The sequence below is a fragment of the Streptomyces sp. 8N114 genome (assembly GCF_052245835.1).
GTDB lineage: Bacteria > Actinomycetota > Actinomycetes > Streptomycetales > Streptomycetaceae > Streptomyces.
In genome coordinates this window covers 861,850-880,652 of sequence record NZ_JBQQBT010000001.1, presented here as the reverse complement: position 1 = coordinate 880,652, position 18,803 = coordinate 861,850, and the positions used below count along the sequence as shown (strand labels likewise).

Below are 18,803 nucleotides of genomic sequence, written 5' to 3'. Positions count from 1 at the left end.
CTCAGCCTTCAGCCCCGGTACGTCAGCGGATGTTCGGGTCGAAGGTGAAGATCACCAGCGTGCCCAGCAGGACGGTGAAGACGGTGGCCGTGTACAGCAGCATCTTCAGCCAGAAGCGGGTGTTGTCGCGCTCGGCGTAGTCGTTGATCACCGTGCGCAGCCCGTTGGCGCCGTGCAGCATCGCCAGCCACAGCATCAACAGGTCCCACGTCTGCCAGAACGGCGAGGCCCAGCGGCCCGCGACGAACGCGAACCCGATCTTGCTCACGCCGCCGTCCAGCACCAGCTGGATCAGCAGATGGCCCAGGACGAGCACCACCAGCACGATGCCCGACAGCCGCATGAACAGCCACGCCTGCATCTCGAAGTTGCCGCGGGACGCCTTCGGCGTCTTCCCGGTCCGCTTGCGCGGCGGCTCGATCACGGGGGCCGGGTGGTCCACGTCGAACAGCGTGACACTGTCGGTGGGCTCACCGGCGCCGTCGTTCTTCGACTGCTCAGTCGTCTCGGTCGTCGACATCACGCATCAGCTCCCGAACAGTTCGCGCAGCGTGTGCTGGAGGACCGGGTAGAAGGCACCCGCCATGAGGACGGTCCACACGCCCAGCACGGTCCAGAGCATCTGCTTCTGGTACCTCGCGCCCTTCGACCAGAAGTCCACGGCGATGACCCGCAGGCCGTTCAGCGCGTGGAACAGGATGGCGGCCACCAGGCCGTACTCCATCAGGTTGACGAGCGGAGTCTTGTAGATCGCGACAGTGTCGTCGTACGCCTCGGGCGAGACGCGCACGAGCGCGGTGTCGAGGACGTGCACGAACAGGAAGAAGAAGATGAGGACGCCGGTGACTCGATGAGCCACCCAGGACCACATTCCTTCCCGGCCGCGGTACAGCGTTCCAGCCGGCACGGAATAACCCTCCGGGAGCGGATATTGGGGCCTGCCGGCTTGGTAGGTCGGGCGGGCCCGGCCGGGTACGGTCCACCGGCCTCGGTCATCGTAGCGACGGGCTGTCGGCACGTTCGCGCAGGGGTATGCAGGTGTGATCAATCAGGCACGGACGGCCTACCTGCGTGTGAGGGCCGCCACAATGCTTTTCCGGCGCCTCTTGCGTACCCGGCATGGGGGGCAAGCTTCGCAGCAGGGGTTGCGCCCCGTCATGGGCGCGGGGAACTGCTCCCCCCGGACGGGCCGGCTACCGACCCCGACGAGGCCAGCCGCCCCAGGCGACCCCGTGCAAGGCGCCGCAGCTCCTCCGCCGTCACGGCCCATTCCTCGTCCGCATCGTTCTCCAACCGCAACCGAATCCCCGCCAGCACCTGGTCCAGCCGCTCCTCCACCGCGAAACCGTCCAGACAGCACAGGAACGCGTGTCCGAACTTGCGCTCGTATGCGCCGTGGGCCGCCCGCAGGGCGGTGTGCGCGGCGAGCACGCCCAGCTGCGGCTCCCCTTCCAGCGGGTGCGCGGCCGACTCGCAGACCAGCGCCTCCCGCAGGTCCGCGGAGGTCAGGTCGTAGCTTGCCTCGTCGGCCGCCGCCAGCAGCGCCTCCACGTCGGGGTAAGGCCGGTGTGCCACGATCCGTCGCGCCCAGCGGCGGCTGCCGCAACAGCGCAGAAGGAGGGATTCGACCGTGTCCACGGCCGCGGTGTTGAGCCGGTCCAGAGGTGTCCGCGTCTGCGACTGCGAAGGGGTGCGAAGGCTCATGCGCTCCGTAAAGTCCGAAGGATCCCGATGTCGGCAGGGAGTCGCCACCGTAGTCGGGAGCAGGAAAGATCGGCCGACCTGACCCTGTTTTTCACCCGGAAGGGAACGCGCTGGAGCGCATAGCTGACAGGGAAGGGTTGGAAAGGGGAAATACCGTATCCGCATGGGACGAAACTGGTGGAAGAAGTCCGAGGGGGCTGCCGTCTGGGCAGCCGGCCGCCCCGGCGCGCTGCTGGCACTCACCCTCGCCGCCGGTCTGGCGGGGCTGACGGGCCTGACCGGCTGCTCCGGCAACGGCGAAGGAGGCAGCGACCGCGACTCGCCCGCGTCCTCCGCCCCCGAGCGCCACCGCGGGTCCCCGCAGCCGCCCAAGGGTCCCGACCGGCTCGGTCCGGCTCCCTCCGCCGTTCCCTCCGTACGCGAATGGAAAGCCGTGCGCGGCCCCGGCTGGCAGCGTACGGAGCACACCCGCGTCGTCACCGGCACGGACTCGCTCCGCGACGAGGCCAAGCTGCTCGCCGACGAGTTGAAGGTGGGCGTGGCCAAGGGTCCGGCCCGTACGGGGGACATCGAGCTCAAGCGCGACAAGAGCAGCAAGGGTGATGAGAGCGGCAAGAGCGGCAAGAGCGGCAAGGAGGGTGAGCCGGGTAGCGGGCCGGAGAGCTATCGGCTGGTCAGCCGAGACGGCAGGGTCACCATCACCGGCGACGACGACGCCGGGGTCTTCTACGGCACCCGCACCCTGCTCCAGACCCACCGTGTGCAGGGCCGGTTCGCCGAGGGCACCGCACAGGACGCGCCGGACCGCCCGCAGCGCGGCTTCTCCCTCGACATCGCGCGCAAGCACTTCAGCGCCGACTGGATCAAGGCCCGGATCCGTGAGATGGGCGATCTGAAGCTCAACCAGCTCCAGCTGCACCTCTCCGACGACCAGGCGTTCCGCGTCGAGAGCGACACCCACCCCGAGATCGTCTCCGACCCGCATCTGACCAAGGCGCAGGTCCGCGACATCATCGAGCTCGCTGCGTCCCGGCACATCACCGTCATCCCGGAGATCGACTCACCCGGCCACCTCGGCGCCGTGCTGAGGGCCCACCCCGAGCTCCAGCTGCGCAGCGTCACCGGCCGTACGCCGCGCGGCGCCATCGACATCGGCAAGCCCGCGGCGGCGAAGCTCGTCGACGACCTGCTGACCGAGTTCGCCGATCTGTTCCCCGGCAAGTACGCACACGCGGGCGGCGACGAGTACCAGGCGCTGATGACGCAGAGCCCCGAGCAGACCTATCCGGGCCTCGCGGAAAAGGCGCGGGAGAAGTTCGGGGACCAGGCAAAGGTCCAGGACCTGGCGACCGCCTGGCTCAACGACCGCGCCGCGACGCTCCGCAAACACGGCAAGACCCCGCAGGTGTGGAACGACGGCATGCACCGCGGCGGCGTCGTCAAGCCGGACAAACCCCGCGAGGTCGCCTACTGGACCGGGCGGGAAGAGGGCGAGCGGCAGCCCGCGGAGTATCTGAAGGAGGGCTGGCAGGTCGTCAACCTCAACGACGAGTACCTGTACTACGTCCTCGGCCAGCCCAACAACTTCATCTACCCGACGGGCCGCCGCATCTACGAGCACTGGACCCCGGCAGTGGTGCGCGGTACCGAGCCGGTGCCCGCGAAGTGGGCCGGGAGGGAGCACATCCTCGGCGGCCGGTTCGCCGTCTGGGGAGACCTCGCGGGCGCGCAGACCACCGAGCAGGTGGCGCGCGGTGTCCGGCTGCCGCTCGCCGCGACTGCCCAGAAGCTGTGGGACCCCCAGCAGCCCAAGCGCTCGTGGAGCGACTTCGTGAAGCTGGCGGACCAGGTGGACTGACCACGCGGCGCCGTCTCCCCGGGCCCGGATTTTCCGGGTGCCCGCACGGCCTCGACATGCAGCACGAAGGCGGCAGGAGGACCATGGAGGTAAGGAGCGTCCCCCCGAGGAGCAGCACGATGACACGGTTCATGGACGTACATCACGGAATGACCGGGATCACGGCCGGCCAGCTCATGGCCGCCCACCGGGCGGACCAGGAGATCGAGGGTGAGGAAGGCGTGCGCTTCGAGCGGGCGTGGGCGGACCCCGAGTCGGGGATCGTCTACTGCCTCTCCGAGGCACCCTCGGCCGACGCCGTCCAGCGCGTGCACGACCGCGCCGGACACCCGGCGGACGAGATCCACCCGGTGCCCCTGATGGTGTGAGCCCGCCGCCGGGGCCCTGGTGGGAGCCCGGCTACCAGTAGGCGCGGTCCGACCACGGCTCGAAGCCGATGAAGTCCAGGGGGTCGTCGTCCTCGTCGAGCTCCGCGAAGCCCGGCGCGGCGAAGCGACCCCGCAGCCACGCGAGAAGGACCTCCGTGAGGGAGCCCTCCAGCGGGGGTCCCTGCTTGGCGTGGCGGGGCCAGACGAGCAGCGGCCAGCGGTCGGGATCGGCGTTCTCCGTCAGCCAGCCGAGCACGTCGCCGTCGATGGAGTTGGCGAACGGCAGGAAGCCACCCGGCTCGGGCCAGACCGCCAGCCGGTACTCCTCGGCCCAGTTGCCGCGCAGCGACCGGTAGGCGTCGTTGACCTGCTGCGCGTGCCAGACGAACCCTCCACCGGCCTGCGACTGAGCGGTGCCCTCGGCGCGGCGCAGCGGCGTGTGGAAGCGCAGCCACTCCGACCAGCAGCCGGCCCCGTACGTCTCCAGCAGCGTGACGTACTCGTGCGGAAGCCGGGTGCCGAGCTCGGCGAAGAGGGGCTCCCAGCCGTCAGCCGCCGCGGCGCCCAGATACGGCTGCGGCGGGGGCGGGACGAGCGTGGTGAGCGCTGTCAGCCCGCTGCCCTCGCGCAACGCGGCGCGGCGCGTCGGATCGTGCGCGGGCGCGGCCGGTGGCGGGGTCCAGGCGGCAGCGTCGGGAAGGAACGCGGTGCGCCGCGCGGTGCCTGGGAGCGGGCCGAACTGCCCGCCGCCGTCCATGGGGATGCCGGTGGTCAGCAGCGCGGTGAGGGTTTCTGTGGCGGTGCGGCCGAGGGGGTACCAGGGGCGGGTCCCGGAGGTGGCGTCCGGGTCGGAGCTGGGGAAGGGGTCCCAGTCGAAGAGGACGACGGGCCATTCGTCCGGATCGTCGGAGGCCGAGGTGTCCCAGAAGAGCACCGCGCTGCCCCGCGTCTCGCCCCAGGCCAGCAGTCCGCCGGGCGCGGGATGGAAGGGCGGCGGTCCCTCGGGGGTGGCACCCCGGGAGTTGATGCGGGTCTGCCGGTGGGTGTCGCGCAGCCAGTCGCCGTAGTCGAACCTGCCCTGCTGCACGCACGGCGCATGCACCCAGACGTACTCGCCGATGTCGAGCGGCCCGTAGCCGGTGACCAGTTCCTTGTAGTCGCTGGGCAGGGCCACCCCGAGCCAGGACTCGACGGCGGGCCAGTCCACCGGGACGGGTGCGGGAGCCGACGGCGGGGTGGTGCCCGCTTCGGCGTCGGGCAGCGCGAAGTGCCGGCTCAACCTGTCGAGGCGGGAGGGCCGGGACGGCGTGGGACGGTTCATGCCGCCGCATCGTGGCACGGCCACCCGCGAGCAGGGACGCCAGGGCCGCACCCGCGTAAGGCCGGACTAGCGCGGCCGGACGCGAACGACCGGACGGGCACGACCGGACGGGAACGACCGTACGGGCGCTGCCGGACGCGTACGAGGCGAGTGCCCCGATCCGAAAAGCCGAAGACGACCGGGGTCGCCACCCCCCACAGGAGAGACCCCGGTCGCCGTCGGACACGGGCTCACTACGCCAGCGGCTTGCCCGTACTCCCCTCAGCGTCACTGCCGCGCAATGTGTTACGCCGTCACGCCGCATCACCGCGCGCAGGTGTCACCGCCCCGCGCGCTTGTCCCCGTACGCGCCGGTGTCTCCGGCCCGCAACAGGTGCGTACTTGTCACCCGCGTACAGGTTGCTGACGGGGGGCGACGACGCCCTCACACACAGCGCAGTGTCGCCCCGCCCCTCCCTCCGGCATGGACGAGCGTGCACACTTGGCCTTAGCGTGCTCCTCGCGCCGCGCCAGGTTGACCGTTCCTGGCAGTCGGGACGCGAACCTGGCAGTCGGGACGCCGACTCCCGGCAGCGGCGCGTGGCACAGACACCTTCGCGGAGTGGGGCGAGACACGAGCGTGCAGGGGGACGACGCGGAGCTGACCGCTGCGGTAGCCGCGGCGCAGGAGGGGGACGAGCCCGCCTTCCGCACCGTCTACCGCTCCGTGCATCCGCGCCTGCTCGGCTACGTCCGCACATTGGTGGCGGACGCGGATGCCGAGGACGTGGCTTCCGAGGCGTGGCTGCAGATCGCTCGCGATCTGCCGCGCTTCAAGGGCGACGCGGACCGGTTCCGTGGCTGGGCGGCGCGAATAGCCCGCAATCGGGCGCTGGACCATCTGCGGATGCGGGGCCGCCGCCCGGCCGTGGGCGGCGACGAGAGCGAACTGACCAGCCTGCCGGCGGGCGCCGACACGGCGGACGAGGCGTTGGAGGCGCTGGGGACGAGCGACACGATGGCGCTGATATCCCAACTCCCGCGCGACCAGGCCGAGGCCGTGGTGCTGCGGGTGGTGGTCGGACTGGACGCCAAGAGCGCCGCACAGGTGCTCGGCAAACGGTCGGGTGCCGTACGGACGGCGGCCCACCGCGGACTGCGCAAACTCGCGGAGCTGCTGGAAGAGGGAGCGCCGGGGCCTTCCGGCGGCGCAGCCGACGGCGTGGGTGGGCCGGTGACCGACGGGCCCAGGCCGGGCGGGGGTGTGGCCAAGGGCAGGGCACGCGGCATGGCCCGCGGTGTGACGCATAAAGCCACACGAACGCTGAGGGAAACGTGATGGCGGACGACCGGTACAACTGGCTGGATGAAGAGACTGCGGAGCGCTTGCTGCGCGGGCTGCCGGTCGACGCCTGCAACGGCGACGACCCCGGTGCGGGCTCGGAGCACGAGCCCTCGCACGAATCCGCCACCACTTCGGACGCCACCACGTCGGATGCCGCCGCGTTGAACGGCCCCGCGCCGGAGGAGCGTCCGGAGGCAGCCGTGACCGGCCGGTCCGTACGGCCGGAACAGCCTGGACGGTCCGAACAGCCCGGACGGTCCGAACAGCCTGGACGAAGAGTCGAGGGCCGTCTCGACGTGCCCTCCCACGCCTGGTTCCGCGAAGCCGACCGCCGTACGGTCGCCCGGCTTGCCGCCGCGCTGGACGAACTGTCCGCCACCTACAGCACGCCCCCGCCCACCACCCCCGGCACCACCCCGGTCGAACTTCCCGGCGAGGCCGCGGCGCTGGACGCCTTCCGTGCCGCCCGGGTCGGTGCGGCGCGCGGTGGCGCGCCCGGTGCTGCCTCGGCCGCGCTCGGCGGCGGCGGAGCACCGGGCGGTGCCCGCAGCCGTGCCCGCCACCTGCTGACGGGCAGGCCCCTGCGCGCCGGATTCGCTGTCGCCCTCGCGGGCTGCGCGCTCGGCGGTGTCGCGGTCGCGGCCGGAACAGGTGTGCTGCCCACCCCCTTCCACAGCGGCGAGGCCCCCGCGCCCACCGTCTCCCCGGCCGTCAGCCCCAGTGGCGGCGGCTCCGAGGGCGGCAGCAGCGCCGAGGAGACTCCGGGCCACGACACCGCGGATGACCGGCACGACGGCCGCGGCCGATCCGACGGCGCTACCGAGGACGGCGACAAGGGGAACGGACAGGACAGCCCCCGGGACCTCGCCGACTCCGGAGGTGCCGGAGGCGACAAGAACGGCAAGGACAAGGACAACGGCAAGCCGGACGGCAAGCTCCCCGGCACCGGCAAGCAGCTCGACGACTCCCAGAAGGAAGCCATCGCCGCGGCCCTGTGCAAGGGGTACGCGACGAACAAGCTCGAAGCCGACGACCGCAGAAAGCTGGAGCGCGCGGCGGGCGGACCGTCCGTGGTGCGGAAGTTCTGCGCGGAGCACGGCAACGGCGGCTCCGGTGGCGATTCATCCGGCTCCGGCCAGAGCGGCAGCGGCGGCGGCGGGAGCGAGGGGGCCGACGGGGGAAACGGCAGCAGCGGGGGAGACGGCGGCTCGACGGGCGGTGAGGGCGACCCCCCGGCCCCGGGTGACCCGGGCGGCTCGGCCACCGGCGGCTCCGGTGCGACGGGCGGCAGCACGCCGTCCACCTCCTCGCAGCCCGCGCCGAGCGCGACGGTGACAGGCACCACACCGGCGGCCTGAACCGGTGGTGTGACACTTTCGCCGCGCACGGCGCTGAAGAGAGTGAGCCGACTGGTCATCGGCGGCGCGGTAAGCCCGAGGTTCCCCCCGTACCTCTGGGTTCGCGCGATGGCGCGGGTGGGACACGTTCCCCCGGTCCCACCCGCGCCCCCTTTTCCTCGGGGGTCTTTTTTCTTCGGGGTCTTTTTCTGGCGGATGGCCGCCGTAGGAGCTTCGCTGATTTTCCGGGTGCAGGCGCGTTGTGGTTGCTCGCGCAGTTCCCCGCGCCCCTTCGGGACGCAACCCCTGGGCTCCCGGCCGGGGGTTCGGGGGTTGTCCCCCGGAAGGTTGCAGTCCCGCGCCCCTTCGGGGCGCAATCCGTGGCCTCCCGGCCGGGGGTTTGGGGGTTGTCCCCCGGGAGGTTGCAGTCCCGCGCCCCTTCGGGGCGCAATCTGTGGCCTCCCGGCCGGGGGTTTGGGGGTTGTCCCCCGGGAGGTTGCAGTCCCGCGCCCCTTCGGGCGCGTTACTTGTAGACGATGACCTTGTCGCCCGGGCGGATCTCGGCGAAGATCTTGGCGATCTTCTGCTTGTCGCGGACGTTCACACATCCGTGTGAGGCTCCGGCGTACCCGCGGGCGGCGAAGTCCGCCGAGTAGTGCACCGCTTGGCCGCGGCTGAAGAACATCGCGTACGGCATCGGGGTGTCGTAGAGGGTCGAATGGTGGTGCCGGCTCTTGAAGTTGACCTTGAACTGGCCTTCCCGGGTCGGCGTGTAGGCCGACCCGAACCGTACGTCCATGGCCGTCCGCACCTTCCCGTCGACCATCCACAACGCCGTGCGGCTCGCCTTGCTGACGCACAGCACGCGTCCGGTCAGACAGCGCGGATCGGGCTTGGCCGGCGGGCGGCTGGTGGGCGGGTACAGCTCGCTGCGGGTGGGCTCGTGGGTACGGGCGCGCAGGGCGCTCAGCACCGCGTCGGTGACCGTGCCGGTGCGGGACATACCACGCTGCTTCTGGAACGTGGTGACCGATCCGGCCGTGATCGGGCCGTAGTAGCCGGTCGGGTTCCGGTGGAAGAGCCCCAGCTGCCGCAGCCGCGCCTGGAGTTCGCGTACGTGTGCACCGCGTGCGCCGGGCGCCATCCGTACGGTCTGCGCGATCGGTTGCGCCGCCTCGGGCTTGGGCGCCGGCCGAGCGGGATTCACCGGTCTCGGCGCCGTGTTCGCGCGTGCGGGCGCCGTGGACGGTTCGGACGGCGGCTTCCGCGGTGCCTGCTGCGGCGCCTTGGAGACGCGTACAGCCGGACCGGCCGCTCCGTCCTTGACCTGGCATCCGGCGAGTGCGCCCGCCGACAGCAGCACCGCCGCCGAGGCCGCGACACCGCGCCGGGCCGCCTCTCCCCTCCTGTGCATCCCGAGCATCCCCACCCCCGGACGGTTCAACGGATGTACGGGTCCATGACTGCCCAGCGCGCCGCCCTCGCGAACCTACGGCGCCCCGGGTGATGCTGGGTGGGACGACGCCCGCCGAGCGCCCGCGCGCCCCTGGGTGCGGGGTTTTCCAGGAGGCATTGCGATGACACGTCCCACCGATTCCGGCCGGCTGTCCGAGTCGGGACTGCCCGTGGAGCCGGTCTACGGACCGGATGCGCTGGGGGACTGGGATCCCGCCGTACGGCTGGGGGAACCGGGCGGCTATCCGTTCACGCGGGGCGTCTACCCGACGATGTACACCGGGCGGCCGTGGACGGTGCGGCAGTACGCGGGTTTCGGGACGGCGGCGGAGTCCAACGCGCGTTACCGGCAGTTGATCGAGCACGGCACCACGGGCCTGTCCGTCGCCTTCGACCTGCCGACCCAGATGGGGTACGACAGCGATGCCCCGCAGGCCACCGGCGAGGTCGGCAAGGTGGGGGTGGCGATCGACTCCGTGGAGGACATGCGGGCCCTTTTCGACGGCATCCCGCTGGGCGAGGTCTCCACGTCCATGACCATCAACGCGCCTGCCGCACTGCTGCTGTTGCTCTATCAGCTCGTCGCCGAGGAGCAGGGGGTGGCTTCCGCGGCGCTGACCGGCACCGTGCAGAACGACGTACTCAAGGAGTACATCGCCCGCGGCACCTACATCTTCCCGCCGAAGCCCTCGCTGCGGCTGACCGCGGACATCTTCCGCTACTGCGGCGCCGAACTGCCCCGCTGGAACACCATCTCCATCTCCGGCTACCACATGGCCGAGGCGGGGGCGACTCCTGTGCAGGAGGTCGCCTTCACGCTGGCCAACGGGATCGCGTACGTACGTGCTGCTGTCGCGGCGGGCATGGACGTCGACGCGTTCGCGCCCCGGCTGTCGTTCTTCTTCGTGGCCCGTACGACGCTGCTGGAGGAGGTGGCCAAGTTCCGGGCGGCCCGCCGGATCTGGGCGCGGGTGATGCGCGAGGAATTCGGCGCACGCAACCCCAAGTCGCAGATGCTGCGCTTCCACACCCAGACGGCCGGGGTCCAACTGACCGCACAGCAGCCCGAGGTGAACGTCTCGCGCGTCACCGTGCAGGCGCTGGCCGCGGTGCTGGGCGGTACGCAGTCGCTGCACACCAACTCCTACGACGAGGCGCTGGCCCTGCCCTCGGAGTCGGCGGCCCGGCTGGCGCTGCGAACCCAGCAGGTGCTGGCACACGAGACGGACGTGACCGCGACGGTGGACCCGTTCGCCGGTTCGTACGCCGTCGAGTCGCTGACCGACGGCGTGGAGGAGGCGGCGCTCGACCTGATGCGGCGGATCGAGGACCGGGGCGGCGCGGTGGCCGCCGTCGAACAGGGCTTCCAGAAGAGCGAGATCGAGCGCAGCGCCTACACCGTCGCGCAGGAGATCGAGAACGGGGATCGCGTCGTGGTCGGCGTCAACCGCTTCCGCACCGAGGGCCAGGACGAGAAGCCGTACGTCCCGCTCACCGTCGACCCCGGCCTGGAGGCGGCCCAGGCGGAGCGGCTGGAGCGGCTGCGCGCCGGGCGCGACGCCGCCGCCGTACGGTCCGCGCTGGACGTCCTGCGTACGGCGGCCGGGCGGGAGGAGGCGAACGTGCTGTACCCGATGCGGGAGGCGCTGCGCGCCCGCGCGACGCTGGGCGAGGTGTGCGACGCGCTGCGCGAGGTGTGGGGCGCCTACGAACCGCGGGACGCGCTGTGACGCCTTCCGGGTGGAGCTCGCCCGAGCAGAGTTGTTACTGACGGGTTTCAACGAGGGCGGGGATCGGGGACAGTAGGCGCAGGCGTGACCGACGACCGACGAGCAGCCTGCGAGGTGTCCATGTCGACCGGTACCGGCACCGGGTCCGCCGAACAGCCGCAGCCTGGGCCCCGCCGCCCTGAGGACGGGCCACAGCCCTCGGCAGGCGGCCACGGGGAGTCGGAGCCGCTGCCCGGCCTCGCCCGCGCAGCGGCGGCGCTCGCGGCCGGTGAGACGACCTCCCGGGCGCTGACCGAGCGGGCGCTGGCCCGGATCGAGGCGACGCAGCCCACGCTGAACGCGTTCCGGCTGGTGCGGGCCGAGGCGGCGCTCGCCGAGGCCGACGCGGCTGACGCGGCGCTGCGCCGGGGCGAGCGGAGCCCGCTGCTGGGCGTACCGCTCGCCGTCAAGGACGACACGGATGTGTGCGGCGAGCCCACCGCTTTCGGCTGCGCCGGCAGCTTCCCGGCCAAGACGGCCGACGCGGAGGTGGTGCGCAGGCTGCGGGGCGTCGGTGCGGTGATCGTCGGCAAGACCAACAGCCCGGAACTGGGGCAGTGGCCCTTCACCGAGGGCCCGGCCTTCGGTGACACCCGCAACCCGTGGAGCCTGGACCACACCCCTGGCGGCTCCTCCGGCGGCGCGGCGGCGGCCGTCGCGGCCGGGCTGGTGCCAGCGGCGCTGGGCTCGGACGGCGCCGGGTCGGTGCGCATCCCCGCCGCGTGGACCCATCTGGTCGGCATCAAGCCGCAGCGCGGCCGGATCTCCACCTGGCCGGACCCGGAGTCGTTCAACGGCATCACCGTCTTCGGGCCGTTGGCGCGCACCGTCGAGGACGCGGCGCTGCTGCTGGCCGCCGCCTCCGGCAACCACCCCGGCGACCGGCACCGGCCGCCGCCGGTGGACGTGCTCTCCGCGGTCCACCGGGAGCCGGGCAGCCTGCGGATCGCTCTGTCCACCCGGTGGGCGTTCACCGCCACCCACAAGCGACTGGACCCGCGCGTGGCGGCGGCCGTGCGGGCGCTGGCCGAGCGGTTGGCGGCGCTCGGCCACGAGGTGGAGGAGGCGGACCCGCACTACGGCCCGGTCGGCCTCACGTTCGTGCCCCGCTCCACCGCAGGTGTCCGCGCCTGGGCGCAGCGCGTCCCCGACCCCGCACTGCTGGACCCGCGCACCCGGGCCGTGGCCCGCGCCGGGCGGCTGCTGGGCGGCCCCGTGCTGCGGATGGCGCGGGCCGCCGAGGTTCCGCTGCGCCGCCACGTGGGCCGGATCTTCCACCGCTACGACGTCGTGCTGACCCCGACCACCGCGACCCCGCCGCCCCGCGTCGGCGCCCTGGCGCGGCTGTCCGGCTGGCGCACCGACATCCGCATGATCGCCCACTGTCCGTACGCCTGGCCGTGGAACGTGCTCGGCTGGCCCGGCATCAACGTCCCCGCCGCGATCAACGAGCCCGGCGGCCTGCCGCTGGGCGCGCAACTCCTCGGCCCCGCCCACAGCGAACCCCTGCTGATCTCCCTCGCGGCCCAGCTGGAGGCCGACCGGCGCTGGCACGAGCGGTGGCCGCCGCTGATGTGAACGCGCCGATGTCAGTGGCCTCTGCCACGGTGGAGAGATGGACGGCACGGTGCGCACGGCCGGTGGCGACGGCTGGCAGATGTGGGCGCGGGACCCTGCGCCGCCGCTTGGGCACGCGGTGGCCGCTCCCTATCAGGGCTACCGGGAGCAGCGGGACGCGGCGCTGCGCCGGGCCGAGCTGCCCTGGTGCGGGGTGACGCTGATCCTCAGCTTCGGCGACCGGATCTCCGTCACCCCACGCGTGGACTCGGGCACGCCCGCGCCGCCCGTGCCGTACGAGAGCTTCGTCGCCGGACTGTTCGACAGACCCGTCACCACGGAGCACGCCGGGACGCAGCACGGGCTGGAGGTCCAGCTCAGCCCGGCCGGTGCCTATGCCGTCTTCGGCATACCGACCGGTGAGTATGCGAACCAGGTGGTGCCCGTCGAGGAGTTGGCCGGCGAGGCACCGCGCGGCAGCAGCGCGGCCCGCACCCTGGCCGGGCTGCCGGAGCAGCTGGCCGAGGCCCCCTCGTGGGAGGCCCGGTTCGGCCTGGTCGACCGGACGCTGGGCCGGCTGACAGCCGACGGACCGCACATGGCCCCGGAGGTGGCCCACGCCGCCGAACTGCTGACCCGTACCGGTGGCCGTACGACAGTGGGGGAGCTGGCGCATGTGACGGGGTGGAGCAGACGCCATCTGACCAGCCGGTTCACCGAGCAGGTCGGGATGGGGCCGAAGGTCTACGGGAGGGTGCGCCGGTTCCGGAGCGCCCTGCGCCTGCTGGAGGCGGGGTGCCGCGGCCCCGGCCCGGACGGCGGCGCCGCACAGCGCGGTCCGGCCCGCGGGCTGGCCCAGATCGCGGAGCAGTGCGGCTATTACGACCAGGCACATCTCAACCGCGACTTCCGCGAGCTGGCCGGCTGCCCGCCGACCGGCTATCTGGCCGCCCTCGCCGAGGGGGAGCCGGGGGCCTTCCCATTCGTCCAAGACGCGGACCTGACCGGTGCCTAACGTCGAGGACGCGATACGGCAAGACGCACAGAGCCCCAAGGAGGTCACCATGCCGCTCAACCCCGTACTCACCTACCGCGACCCCCGTGCCGCCCTCGACTTCCTGCAGAAGGCTTTCGGCTTCGAGCCCGTCCACCTCTACGAGGCCGACGACGGCTCGGTCGCCCATGCCGAGCTGCGGTTCGGGGACGGCGTCGTCATGCTCGGCACCGCCCGGAACAGCGGCGTGATGGGCGGCCTGGGCCCCGGTGCCGTCTATGTGGCCGTGCAGGACCCGGACGCCCACCACGCCCGCGCGGCGGAGGCGGGCGCGGAGATCGTGCTGCCCCTCACGGACCAGGACTACGGCTCCCGTGAGTACGCCGCCAAGGACCCGGAAGGGAATCTGTGGTCCTTCGGCACCTACGTCGCCAAGGTCTGAACGGGAACACCGCCTGCCGGGCGGCCTTCGCGCAGCCCCACCAGATACGCCGTCACCTCGCCCGGATCCCCGGTGATCAGGGCGAGGTACCCGTCCGGGCGGACGAGACAGAGGCCGTCGGGCGCGTAGGGCGCGGTCGGGGGGATCGCGTAGACCCGCACATACGCGGGGAGACCGGCGGGCGGTACGGCGCCACCGACCGCCAGCAGAGTGAAGTGCGGGCCGCGCAGCAGATCGAAGACCCGTGAGTTGCCGCGCGCGGTGGCGAGGTGGGCGTCCGGCGCCCGGTCGCCCGGGAACAGGGGCCGAGGCCGGGCTGCGGCTGCTGAACGAGACCGGGCTGGAGGGGCTCGGCCTGCGGGGCATCGCCAAGGAGCTGAACGCCGCGGCGCGCGCCTACTCCATCGCCTACAGCTACCAGGTTGTCGGCAGTGCTTCGCCCTCTAGGGCGGAGGTGAAGCCGGTCTTTGGCCCCGGGGCGCGAAGCGCCGAGCCTCGCGGCGTTGTCAGTGACCTGCACTAGGTTGATCGCATCAGCTGAGGGGGGTGTCTCATGCAGCTCAGGTATTCGTTCCGCCTTTACCCGAACGGTCCTCAGCGTTCCTTGCTAGCCAGGGCATTCGGGTGTGCACGGGTGGTCTACAACGACGCGCTCCGCGCTCGTGAGGCCGCCCGCGCCGCCCGTGAGGCGTTCCCGAAGACGGGGGAGCTATCCAAGCTGCTGATCACCGAGGCGAAGAAGACCACCGAGCGAGCCTGGCTCGGCGAGGTTTCGGCCGTGGTGCTGCAACAGTCGCTCCGGGACTTGGACACCGCGTACCGGAACTTCTTTGACGGCCTCAAGGGCAAGCGCCCGCGTATGGGCGCACCCCGGTTCAAGTCCCGCAAGGACCAGCGCCAGGCCGTCAGGTTTACCGCCAACGCCCGATGGAAGATCACGGCCGGCGGGGACCTGTCCCTGCCGAAGATCGGGGATGTGCGGGTGAAGTGGTCCCGCAACCTTCCCTCGGTCCCTTCCACGGTGACCGTGATCAAGGACGCTGCCGGTAGGTACTTCGCGTCCTTCGTCGTTGAGACCGAGCCCACCACTCTGCCCGAGACGGAACAGGTCGTCGGCATCGATCTTGGTTTAGGACACTTCGCAGTCCTCTCGGATGGTACGAAAATCGATGCCCCGCGTTTCCTCCGGCGGGCCGAGAAGAGGCTCAAGCGCGCACAACAGTCCCTCAGCCGGAAGGCAAAGGGATCGAACAACTGGGACAAGGCCAGGGTCAAGGTCGCACGGGCACACACCCGTGTCGCGGACGCACGGCGCGAGTTCCACCATCAGCTCTCAACGAGGATCGTCCGCGATAATCAAGCGGTTGCAGTTGAGGATCTGGCGGTCAAGGGACTCGCCCGTACGCGCCTGGCCAAGTCCGTGCACGATGCCGGATGGTCCGCGTTCGTCAGCATGCTGGAGTACAAGGCGGCCAAGCACGGCCGGACCTTCCACCGCATCGGACGCTTCGAGCCGACCTCTCAGGTCTGCTCGGACTGCGGCATCAAGGACGGCCCCAAACCCCTCCACTTCCGTGTCTGGGAGTGCGGGGCGTGCGGGACCGTCCTCGACCGGGACATCAACGCGGCGGTCAACGTCGCGAAGGTGGCCGGACTGGCCGTTTCAGCCTGTGGAGCGCAGGTAAGCCGGGCATCCGTGCCCGCTCAGCGCTGTGAAGCAGGAACCCACCGAGACGGTCAGACGACCGTGGTAGGAATCCCCGCTCTTTAGAGCAGGGAGCGGAAGTCAAACCGTCGGGTTCGTCATCGAGGAGCAGGCGGTCCAGCCCCTCCCCGGCGAACGCACCGAGGGCTACGACCCGGCCGAACGCGCCGCACGGATGGCCGCCTTTCCGCTGGCCGCGCAGATCAGCGCGGAGCTGTTCACCGACTACGAGGCCCGCTTCGAGGAGGGCCTGCGGGCCCTCCTCGCCGGGCTGCGCACCACAGTGCTCGCCGAGGACGGCGGGGACCGAGGGCGAGCCCGGGGACGGGACGTCAGCCCAGGGCCGCGCGCTTGAGGGCGCGGGCGCGGCGGGCGACGCGGCGGACCGTGCGGTTGCGGGGGACGAACGCGAACTGGCGGGGCACGGCGCCGGGGAGGCCCAGCGCGGTCAGCCGGCGGCGCTTGAAGTAGCGGCGGGTCGCCGGGGTCAGCCGGGTGGCCAGATAGCGCTCCGCCTCGGGACGCAGCTCCGGATAGATCTGCGACTGCATGCAGAAGCCGACGGCGCGGATCAGCCCCGTCAGCTCGCGGCCCGTCGGCGGGGTGAAGCCGTCGCCCGCGGCAGCGTCGTCCAGGTCGGGCAGCACGGCGTCCACCAGCGTCACGGGCACCCGGTTGCTGTTCTGGTACGGCGTCACCCGCTCCAGCAGGACCTCGGTGCCGGTGCGGGCCACCGGCAGGCCGTAGAACGCGGACGCCGTCAGCAGCGCCGTCGAGAAGCAGCCCACCACCAGCGCCGGGCGCATGCGCTCGTACAGCGCCTCCGCCAGCACCGGTGCGTCCAGCACCGTCAGGCTGATGCCCAGCTCGCCCGCCTCCTTCTCCAGGGAACGGGAGTGGCGGACCGGAGCCACCGGGTGCGGTTTGAAGACCACCTCACGGTGGCCGCGCGCCGCGGCACCGCGCAGCATGCGCAGATGCAGCCGCTCCTCCTCGTCGGGGGAGAGGATGTCCAGCGCGGACAGATACTGGCCCAGCAGCAGCGCCCCGCCGCGCGGCGCTTCCGTCACCGACGGCGGCACGTCCTGCGCCACCTCGGCCAGCACCGCGCGGAACGCCTCCGTGGGGACGACCTCGGGCTCCACCCCGAACTCCGAGAGCAGCAGCGGTGTCAGTCCGGGCACCAGGTCCAGATGGAGCAGCCGCCGCACCCGGGCGCCCACCAGCGGGTCCAGCTTGTTGCGGGTGGGGCCGTAGCTCATCAGCCCGTCCGCGTACACCTCGATCGGCGCGTCCGGGAACAGCCGCGCCACCGCCAGCGCGGGGTCGACCTGGATCGACTCCAGGACGAGCGCGACCTCGTCCTCCGGGCCGTCCCCCAGGCCCCACAGCAGCCGCAGATGGCGCTCCCACAGCGGGGCGTCGTCCGCGCGCGGTGACCAGCCGCCCGGGTGGAAGGGGCGGATCGTCTCGTTCCACGACAGCACCCGGTCGAAGCGGCCACGCAGCCGTTCGAAGCCCGGCATGACATCGAGCGAGGGCGCGGTCTCCGGGTTGGCGGCATTGTTGCTCACCAACAGCAGCCGCTGGTCGGCGGGTTCGAAGTGGTTCGCGTCGATGGCCGCCGCGAGGGTGGCCGCACCGTAGAGGGTGGAAGCGAAGAACAGCTGCGTACGCATCAGGCCGCCACCTCCGTGTCACGCGCACCCGCGGTGGCGCCGGCCGCGGCGTCGCCGGGGGCGCTGCCCGCCGTACCGGCCGCGGGTTCGTTGTGGCCCGGGCGCCTGCGGAGCCTGCGGAGCCGGGAGGCCCGTTCGCTGTCCATCGAGTCCAGTGCCTCGGAGAGCAGATCCGCCGGGAGCCGCTTGAGTGCCGCCGCGCTCATCGCCCGCAGCTTGCGGGCCACCTGCGGCTCGAACCTGCCGCTGGTGAGGTGGTGGGAGATGATCGCGCAGTACGTGCGGATCGCCTTGGGCAGCAGCTGCTGCGCATCCCGGTCCCGCGCGGTCTCCTCGATGACCTGGTCGAAAGCGCGGATGAAGTCCAGCTGCCGTACGTCACCGATCTGGGTGAGCGAGGAGGCCACCCCGCGCCGGTAGAAGACGCCCAGCAGGCCGACGGCGGCGAAAGAGCGGGCCTCGCGGTGCAGCCGCCAGATCCAGGGCCGGTCCTCCGCCGTACGCAGCCCGTCGGTGAAGTGCAGCAGCCCCTCGTCCAGCAGTCTGCGGTGGTAGATCCCCGCCCAGGCGTAGGCGTAGTCCACGGACGTGCTGCGGGTGGCGGGCAGGATCGCCGCGCGCGGGTCGTCCACCACGCCTCGCCGGCCGTGCGGCACCCGCGCCAGGGTGCGGGAGCGCGCCGTGCACTGGACGTGATCGGTACGGACGAAGTCGCAGCCCAGCCGCTCGATGGAGGCGACCAGCTGCTCGTAGTACCCGGGCGCCAGCCAGTCGTCGCCGTCCAGGAACGTGACGTACTCGCCGTTCGCCCGGTCCAGTCCCGTGTTGCGCGCGGTCGCCAGACCGCCGTTGCGCGCGTGCCGGGTCCGGATCACCTGCGCGACGTCCTTAAGATCGTTTTCGGCGCGTTCCAGAATCTCCGGCGTCTCGTCCTTGGAAGCGTCGTCCACCAGAATGAACTCGAAATCCTGGCGGGCGTTGGCTCGGAGACTGCGAAGCGTTTCCGGGGCGTATGACTGCACGTTGTAAAACGGCACGATGACGGAGAGCTTGACCACCCGATGGACCTTAGGGTCCGTGCCCCGCCCCGTCTTGACCTGCGGCGGGCCCGGGGGTGAACGGCGCGTGGCGGGATGGTGAACGGGGCGGCGGCGCGGGCGCGTTGGGTATTCGTCGGTGTGCTGTTAACCGGCTGTTGCCTTCACGTTGGGCCGCCTTCCGGAATCCCTTTCTAGCGTCGACGACGTGCCCTCCCGAGAAATCCTCTCAGCTTCTGCCGCGAATGCGCCG

17 protein-coding genes and 1 pseudogene are annotated in these 18,803 nt (G+C 71.8%); 10 read left to right on the top strand and 8 right to left on the bottom strand.

The window, feature by feature from the left end; translation table 11 throughout:
- Positions 1–22: 22 nt before the first annotated feature.
- The 3 genes from ACTWQF_RS03980 to ACTWQF_RS03970 form a co-directional block, all read right to left on the bottom strand.
- Positions 23–520: a succinate dehydrogenase hydrophobic membrane anchor subunit gene (locus ACTWQF_RS03980; protein WP_443277068.1), complete on the bottom strand. Its 498-nt coding sequence runs from the start codon at positions 518–520 to the stop codon at positions 23–25.
- A 6-nt stretch (positions 521–526) separates the two neighbouring features.
- Positions 527–907 carry a succinate dehydrogenase, cytochrome b556 subunit gene (gene sdhC, locus ACTWQF_RS03975; protein WP_099883582.1) on the bottom strand — a complete coding sequence of 127 codons (381 nt, stop codon included), beginning with the start codon at positions 905–907 and terminating at the stop codon, positions 527–529.
- 248 nt (positions 908–1,155) lie between these two features.
- Positions 1,156–1,704 carry a 2-oxo-4-hydroxy-4-carboxy-5-ureidoimidazoline decarboxylase gene (locus ACTWQF_RS03970; protein WP_443277066.1) on the bottom strand — a complete coding sequence of 183 codons (549 nt, stop codon included), beginning with the start codon at positions 1,702–1,704 and terminating at the stop codon, positions 1,156–1,158.
- Between the two features lie 163 nt (positions 1,705–1,867).
- On the opposite strand from ACTWQF_RS03970, the gene ACTWQF_RS03965 reads away from it, so the two are divergent.
- On the top strand, positions 1,868–3,562 hold the full coding sequence (locus ACTWQF_RS03965; RefSeq protein ID WP_443277064.1) for a beta-N-acetylhexosaminidase: 1,695 nt from the start codon (positions 1,868–1,870) through the stop codon (positions 3,560–3,562).
- Positions 3,563–3,681: 119 nt separating this feature from the next.
- Positions 3,682–3,930, top strand: a complete 249-nt coding sequence (locus tag ACTWQF_RS03960; RefSeq protein ID WP_443277063.1) for an SCO4226 family nickel-binding protein — start codon at positions 3,682–3,684, stop codon at positions 3,928–3,930.
- Positions 3,931–3,961: 31 nt separating this feature from the next.
- Here the strand turns inward: ACTWQF_RS03960 and ACTWQF_RS03955 are convergent, their stop codons facing one another.
- Positions 3,962–5,251, bottom strand: coding sequence for an SMI1/KNR4 family protein (locus ACTWQF_RS03955; RefSeq protein ID WP_443277062.1), 1,290 nt, complete (start codon positions 5,249–5,251; stop codon positions 3,962–3,964).
- Positions 5,252–5,870: 619 nt separating this feature from the next.
- Between ACTWQF_RS03955 and ACTWQF_RS03950 the strand changes: the two genes are divergently transcribed.
- Together ACTWQF_RS03950 and ACTWQF_RS03945 are read left to right on the top strand one after the other, a co-directional pair.
- The gene (locus tag ACTWQF_RS03950) at positions 5,871–6,569 is read left to right on the top strand and encodes an RNA polymerase sigma factor (RefSeq protein WP_443244376.1); all 699 of its coding nucleotides are present in this window, start codon (positions 5,871–5,873) and stop codon (positions 6,567–6,569) included.
- Positions 6,569–7,933: a hypothetical protein gene (locus ACTWQF_RS03945; protein WP_443277060.1), complete on the top strand. Its 1,365-nt coding sequence runs from the start codon at positions 6,569–6,571 to the stop codon at positions 7,931–7,933. The genes ACTWQF_RS03950 and ACTWQF_RS03945 overlap by 1 nt, the downstream gene beginning before the upstream one ends.
- Before the next feature lie 502 nt (positions 7,934–8,435).
- Here ACTWQF_RS03945 and ACTWQF_RS03940 read toward each other — a convergent pair.
- A complete protein-coding gene (locus ACTWQF_RS03940; protein ID WP_443277059.1) occupies positions 8,436–9,326 on the bottom strand; it encodes a L,D-transpeptidase family protein in 891 nt (296 codons plus the stop codon).
- 163 nt (positions 9,327–9,489) lie between these two features.
- Between ACTWQF_RS03940 and ACTWQF_RS03935 the strand changes: the two genes are divergently transcribed.
- From ACTWQF_RS03935 to ACTWQF_RS03920, 4 genes are all read left to right on the top strand, one after another.
- Positions 9,490–11,097: an acyl-CoA mutase large subunit family protein gene (locus ACTWQF_RS03935; RefSeq protein WP_443277057.1), complete on the top strand. Its 1,608-nt coding sequence runs from the start codon at positions 9,490–9,492 to the stop codon at positions 11,095–11,097.
- Between the two features lie 120 nt (positions 11,098–11,217).
- A complete protein-coding gene (locus ACTWQF_RS03930; protein WP_443277055.1) occupies positions 11,218–12,714 on the top strand; it encodes an amidase in 1,497 nt (498 codons plus the stop codon).
- Positions 12,715–12,751: 37 nt separating this feature from the next.
- A complete protein-coding gene (locus ACTWQF_RS03925; RefSeq protein WP_443277053.1) occupies positions 12,752–13,708 on the top strand; it encodes a helix-turn-helix domain-containing protein in 957 nt (318 codons plus the stop codon).
- Positions 13,701–14,129, top strand: coding sequence for a VOC family protein (locus ACTWQF_RS03920; RefSeq protein WP_443277051.1), 429 nt, complete (start codon positions 13,701–13,703; stop codon positions 14,127–14,129). Before ACTWQF_RS03925 ends, ACTWQF_RS03920 begins: the two co-directional genes overlap by 8 nt.
- On the opposite strand, the gene ACTWQF_RS03915 is transcribed toward ACTWQF_RS03920, so the two are convergent.
- Positions 14,111–14,431 carry an aromatic-ring hydroxylase C-terminal domain-containing protein gene (locus ACTWQF_RS03915; RefSeq protein WP_443277559.1) on the bottom strand — a complete coding sequence of 107 codons (321 nt, stop codon included), beginning with the start codon at positions 14,429–14,431 and terminating at the stop codon, positions 14,111–14,113. The two genes, ACTWQF_RS03920 and ACTWQF_RS03915, sit on opposite strands and share 19 nt — an antisense overlap.
- A 251-nt stretch (positions 14,432–14,682) precedes the next feature.
- Here ACTWQF_RS03915 and ACTWQF_RS03910 point away from each other — a divergent pair, with 251 nt between their 5' ends.
- The gene (locus ACTWQF_RS03910; protein WP_443277050.1) at positions 14,683–15,900 is read left to right on the top strand and encodes an RNA-guided endonuclease InsQ/TnpB family protein; all 1,218 of its coding nucleotides are present in this window, start codon (positions 14,683–14,685) and stop codon (positions 15,898–15,900) included.
- 31 nt (positions 15,901–15,931) lie between these two features.
- Positions 15,932–16,189, top strand: a pseudogene (locus tag ACTWQF_RS03905) (TetR/AcrR family transcriptional regulator C-terminal domain-containing protein); the annotation flags it as partial.
- Here the strand turns inward: ACTWQF_RS03905 and ACTWQF_RS03900 are convergent.
- Both ACTWQF_RS03900 and ACTWQF_RS03895 read right to left on the bottom strand, forming a co-directional pair.
- Entirely contained in the window at positions 16,167–17,513 is a 1,347-nt protein-coding gene (locus ACTWQF_RS03900; protein ID WP_443277048.1) for a polysialyltransferase family glycosyltransferase, read from the bottom strand. The pseudogene ACTWQF_RS03905 and the gene ACTWQF_RS03900 overlap by 23 nt on opposite strands.
- Positions 17,513–18,571, bottom strand: coding sequence for a glycosyltransferase family 2 protein (locus ACTWQF_RS03895; protein WP_443277046.1), 1,059 nt, complete (start codon positions 18,569–18,571; stop codon positions 17,513–17,515). Before ACTWQF_RS03895 ends, ACTWQF_RS03900 begins: the two co-directional genes overlap by 1 nt.
- Positions 18,572–18,803: the final 232 nt, after the last annotated feature.

Excerpts from the sequence above, each read along its gene's own strand:
- ACTWQF_RS03910 (WP_443277050.1), top strand. The coding sequence starts at position 14,683 with ATGCAGCTCAGGTATTCGTTCCGCCTTTACCCGAACGGTCCTCAGCGT.
- ACTWQF_RS03900 (WP_443277048.1), bottom strand. The coding sequence starts at position 17,513 with ATGCGTACGCAGCTGTTCTTCGCTTCCACCCTCTACGGTGCGGCCACC.
- ACTWQF_RS03980 (WP_443277068.1), bottom strand. The coding sequence starts at position 520 with ATGTCGACGACCGAGACGACTGAGCAGTCGAAGAACGACGGCGCCGGT.
- ACTWQF_RS03940 (WP_443277059.1), bottom strand. The coding sequence starts at position 9,326 with ATGCACAGGAGGGGAGAGGCGGCCCGGCGCGGTGTCGCGGCCTCGGCG.
- ACTWQF_RS03960 (WP_443277063.1), top strand. The coding sequence starts at position 3,682 with ATGACACGGTTCATGGACGTACATCACGGAATGACCGGGATCACGGCC.
- ACTWQF_RS03935 (WP_443277057.1), top strand. The coding sequence starts at position 9,490 with ATGACACGTCCCACCGATTCCGGCCGGCTGTCCGAGTCGGGACTGCCC.
- ACTWQF_RS03945 (WP_443277060.1), top strand. The coding sequence starts at position 6,569 with ATGGCGGACGACCGGTACAACTGGCTGGATGAAGAGACTGCGGAGCGC.
- ACTWQF_RS03970 (WP_443277066.1), bottom strand. The coding sequence starts at position 1,704 with ATGAGCCTTCGCACCCCTTCGCAGTCGCAGACGCGGACACCTCTGGAC.
- ACTWQF_RS03965 (WP_443277064.1), top strand. The coding sequence starts at position 1,868 with ATGGGACGAAACTGGTGGAAGAAGTCCGAGGGGGCTGCCGTCTGGGCA.
- ACTWQF_RS03930 (WP_443277055.1), top strand. The coding sequence starts at position 11,218 with ATGTCGACCGGTACCGGCACCGGGTCCGCCGAACAGCCGCAGCCTGGG.
- ACTWQF_RS03955 (WP_443277062.1), bottom strand. The coding sequence starts at position 5,251 with ATGAACCGTCCCACGCCGTCCCGGCCCTCCCGCCTCGACAGGTTGAGC.
- ACTWQF_RS03925 (WP_443277053.1), top strand. The coding sequence starts at position 12,752 with ATGGACGGCACGGTGCGCACGGCCGGTGGCGACGGCTGGCAGATGTGG.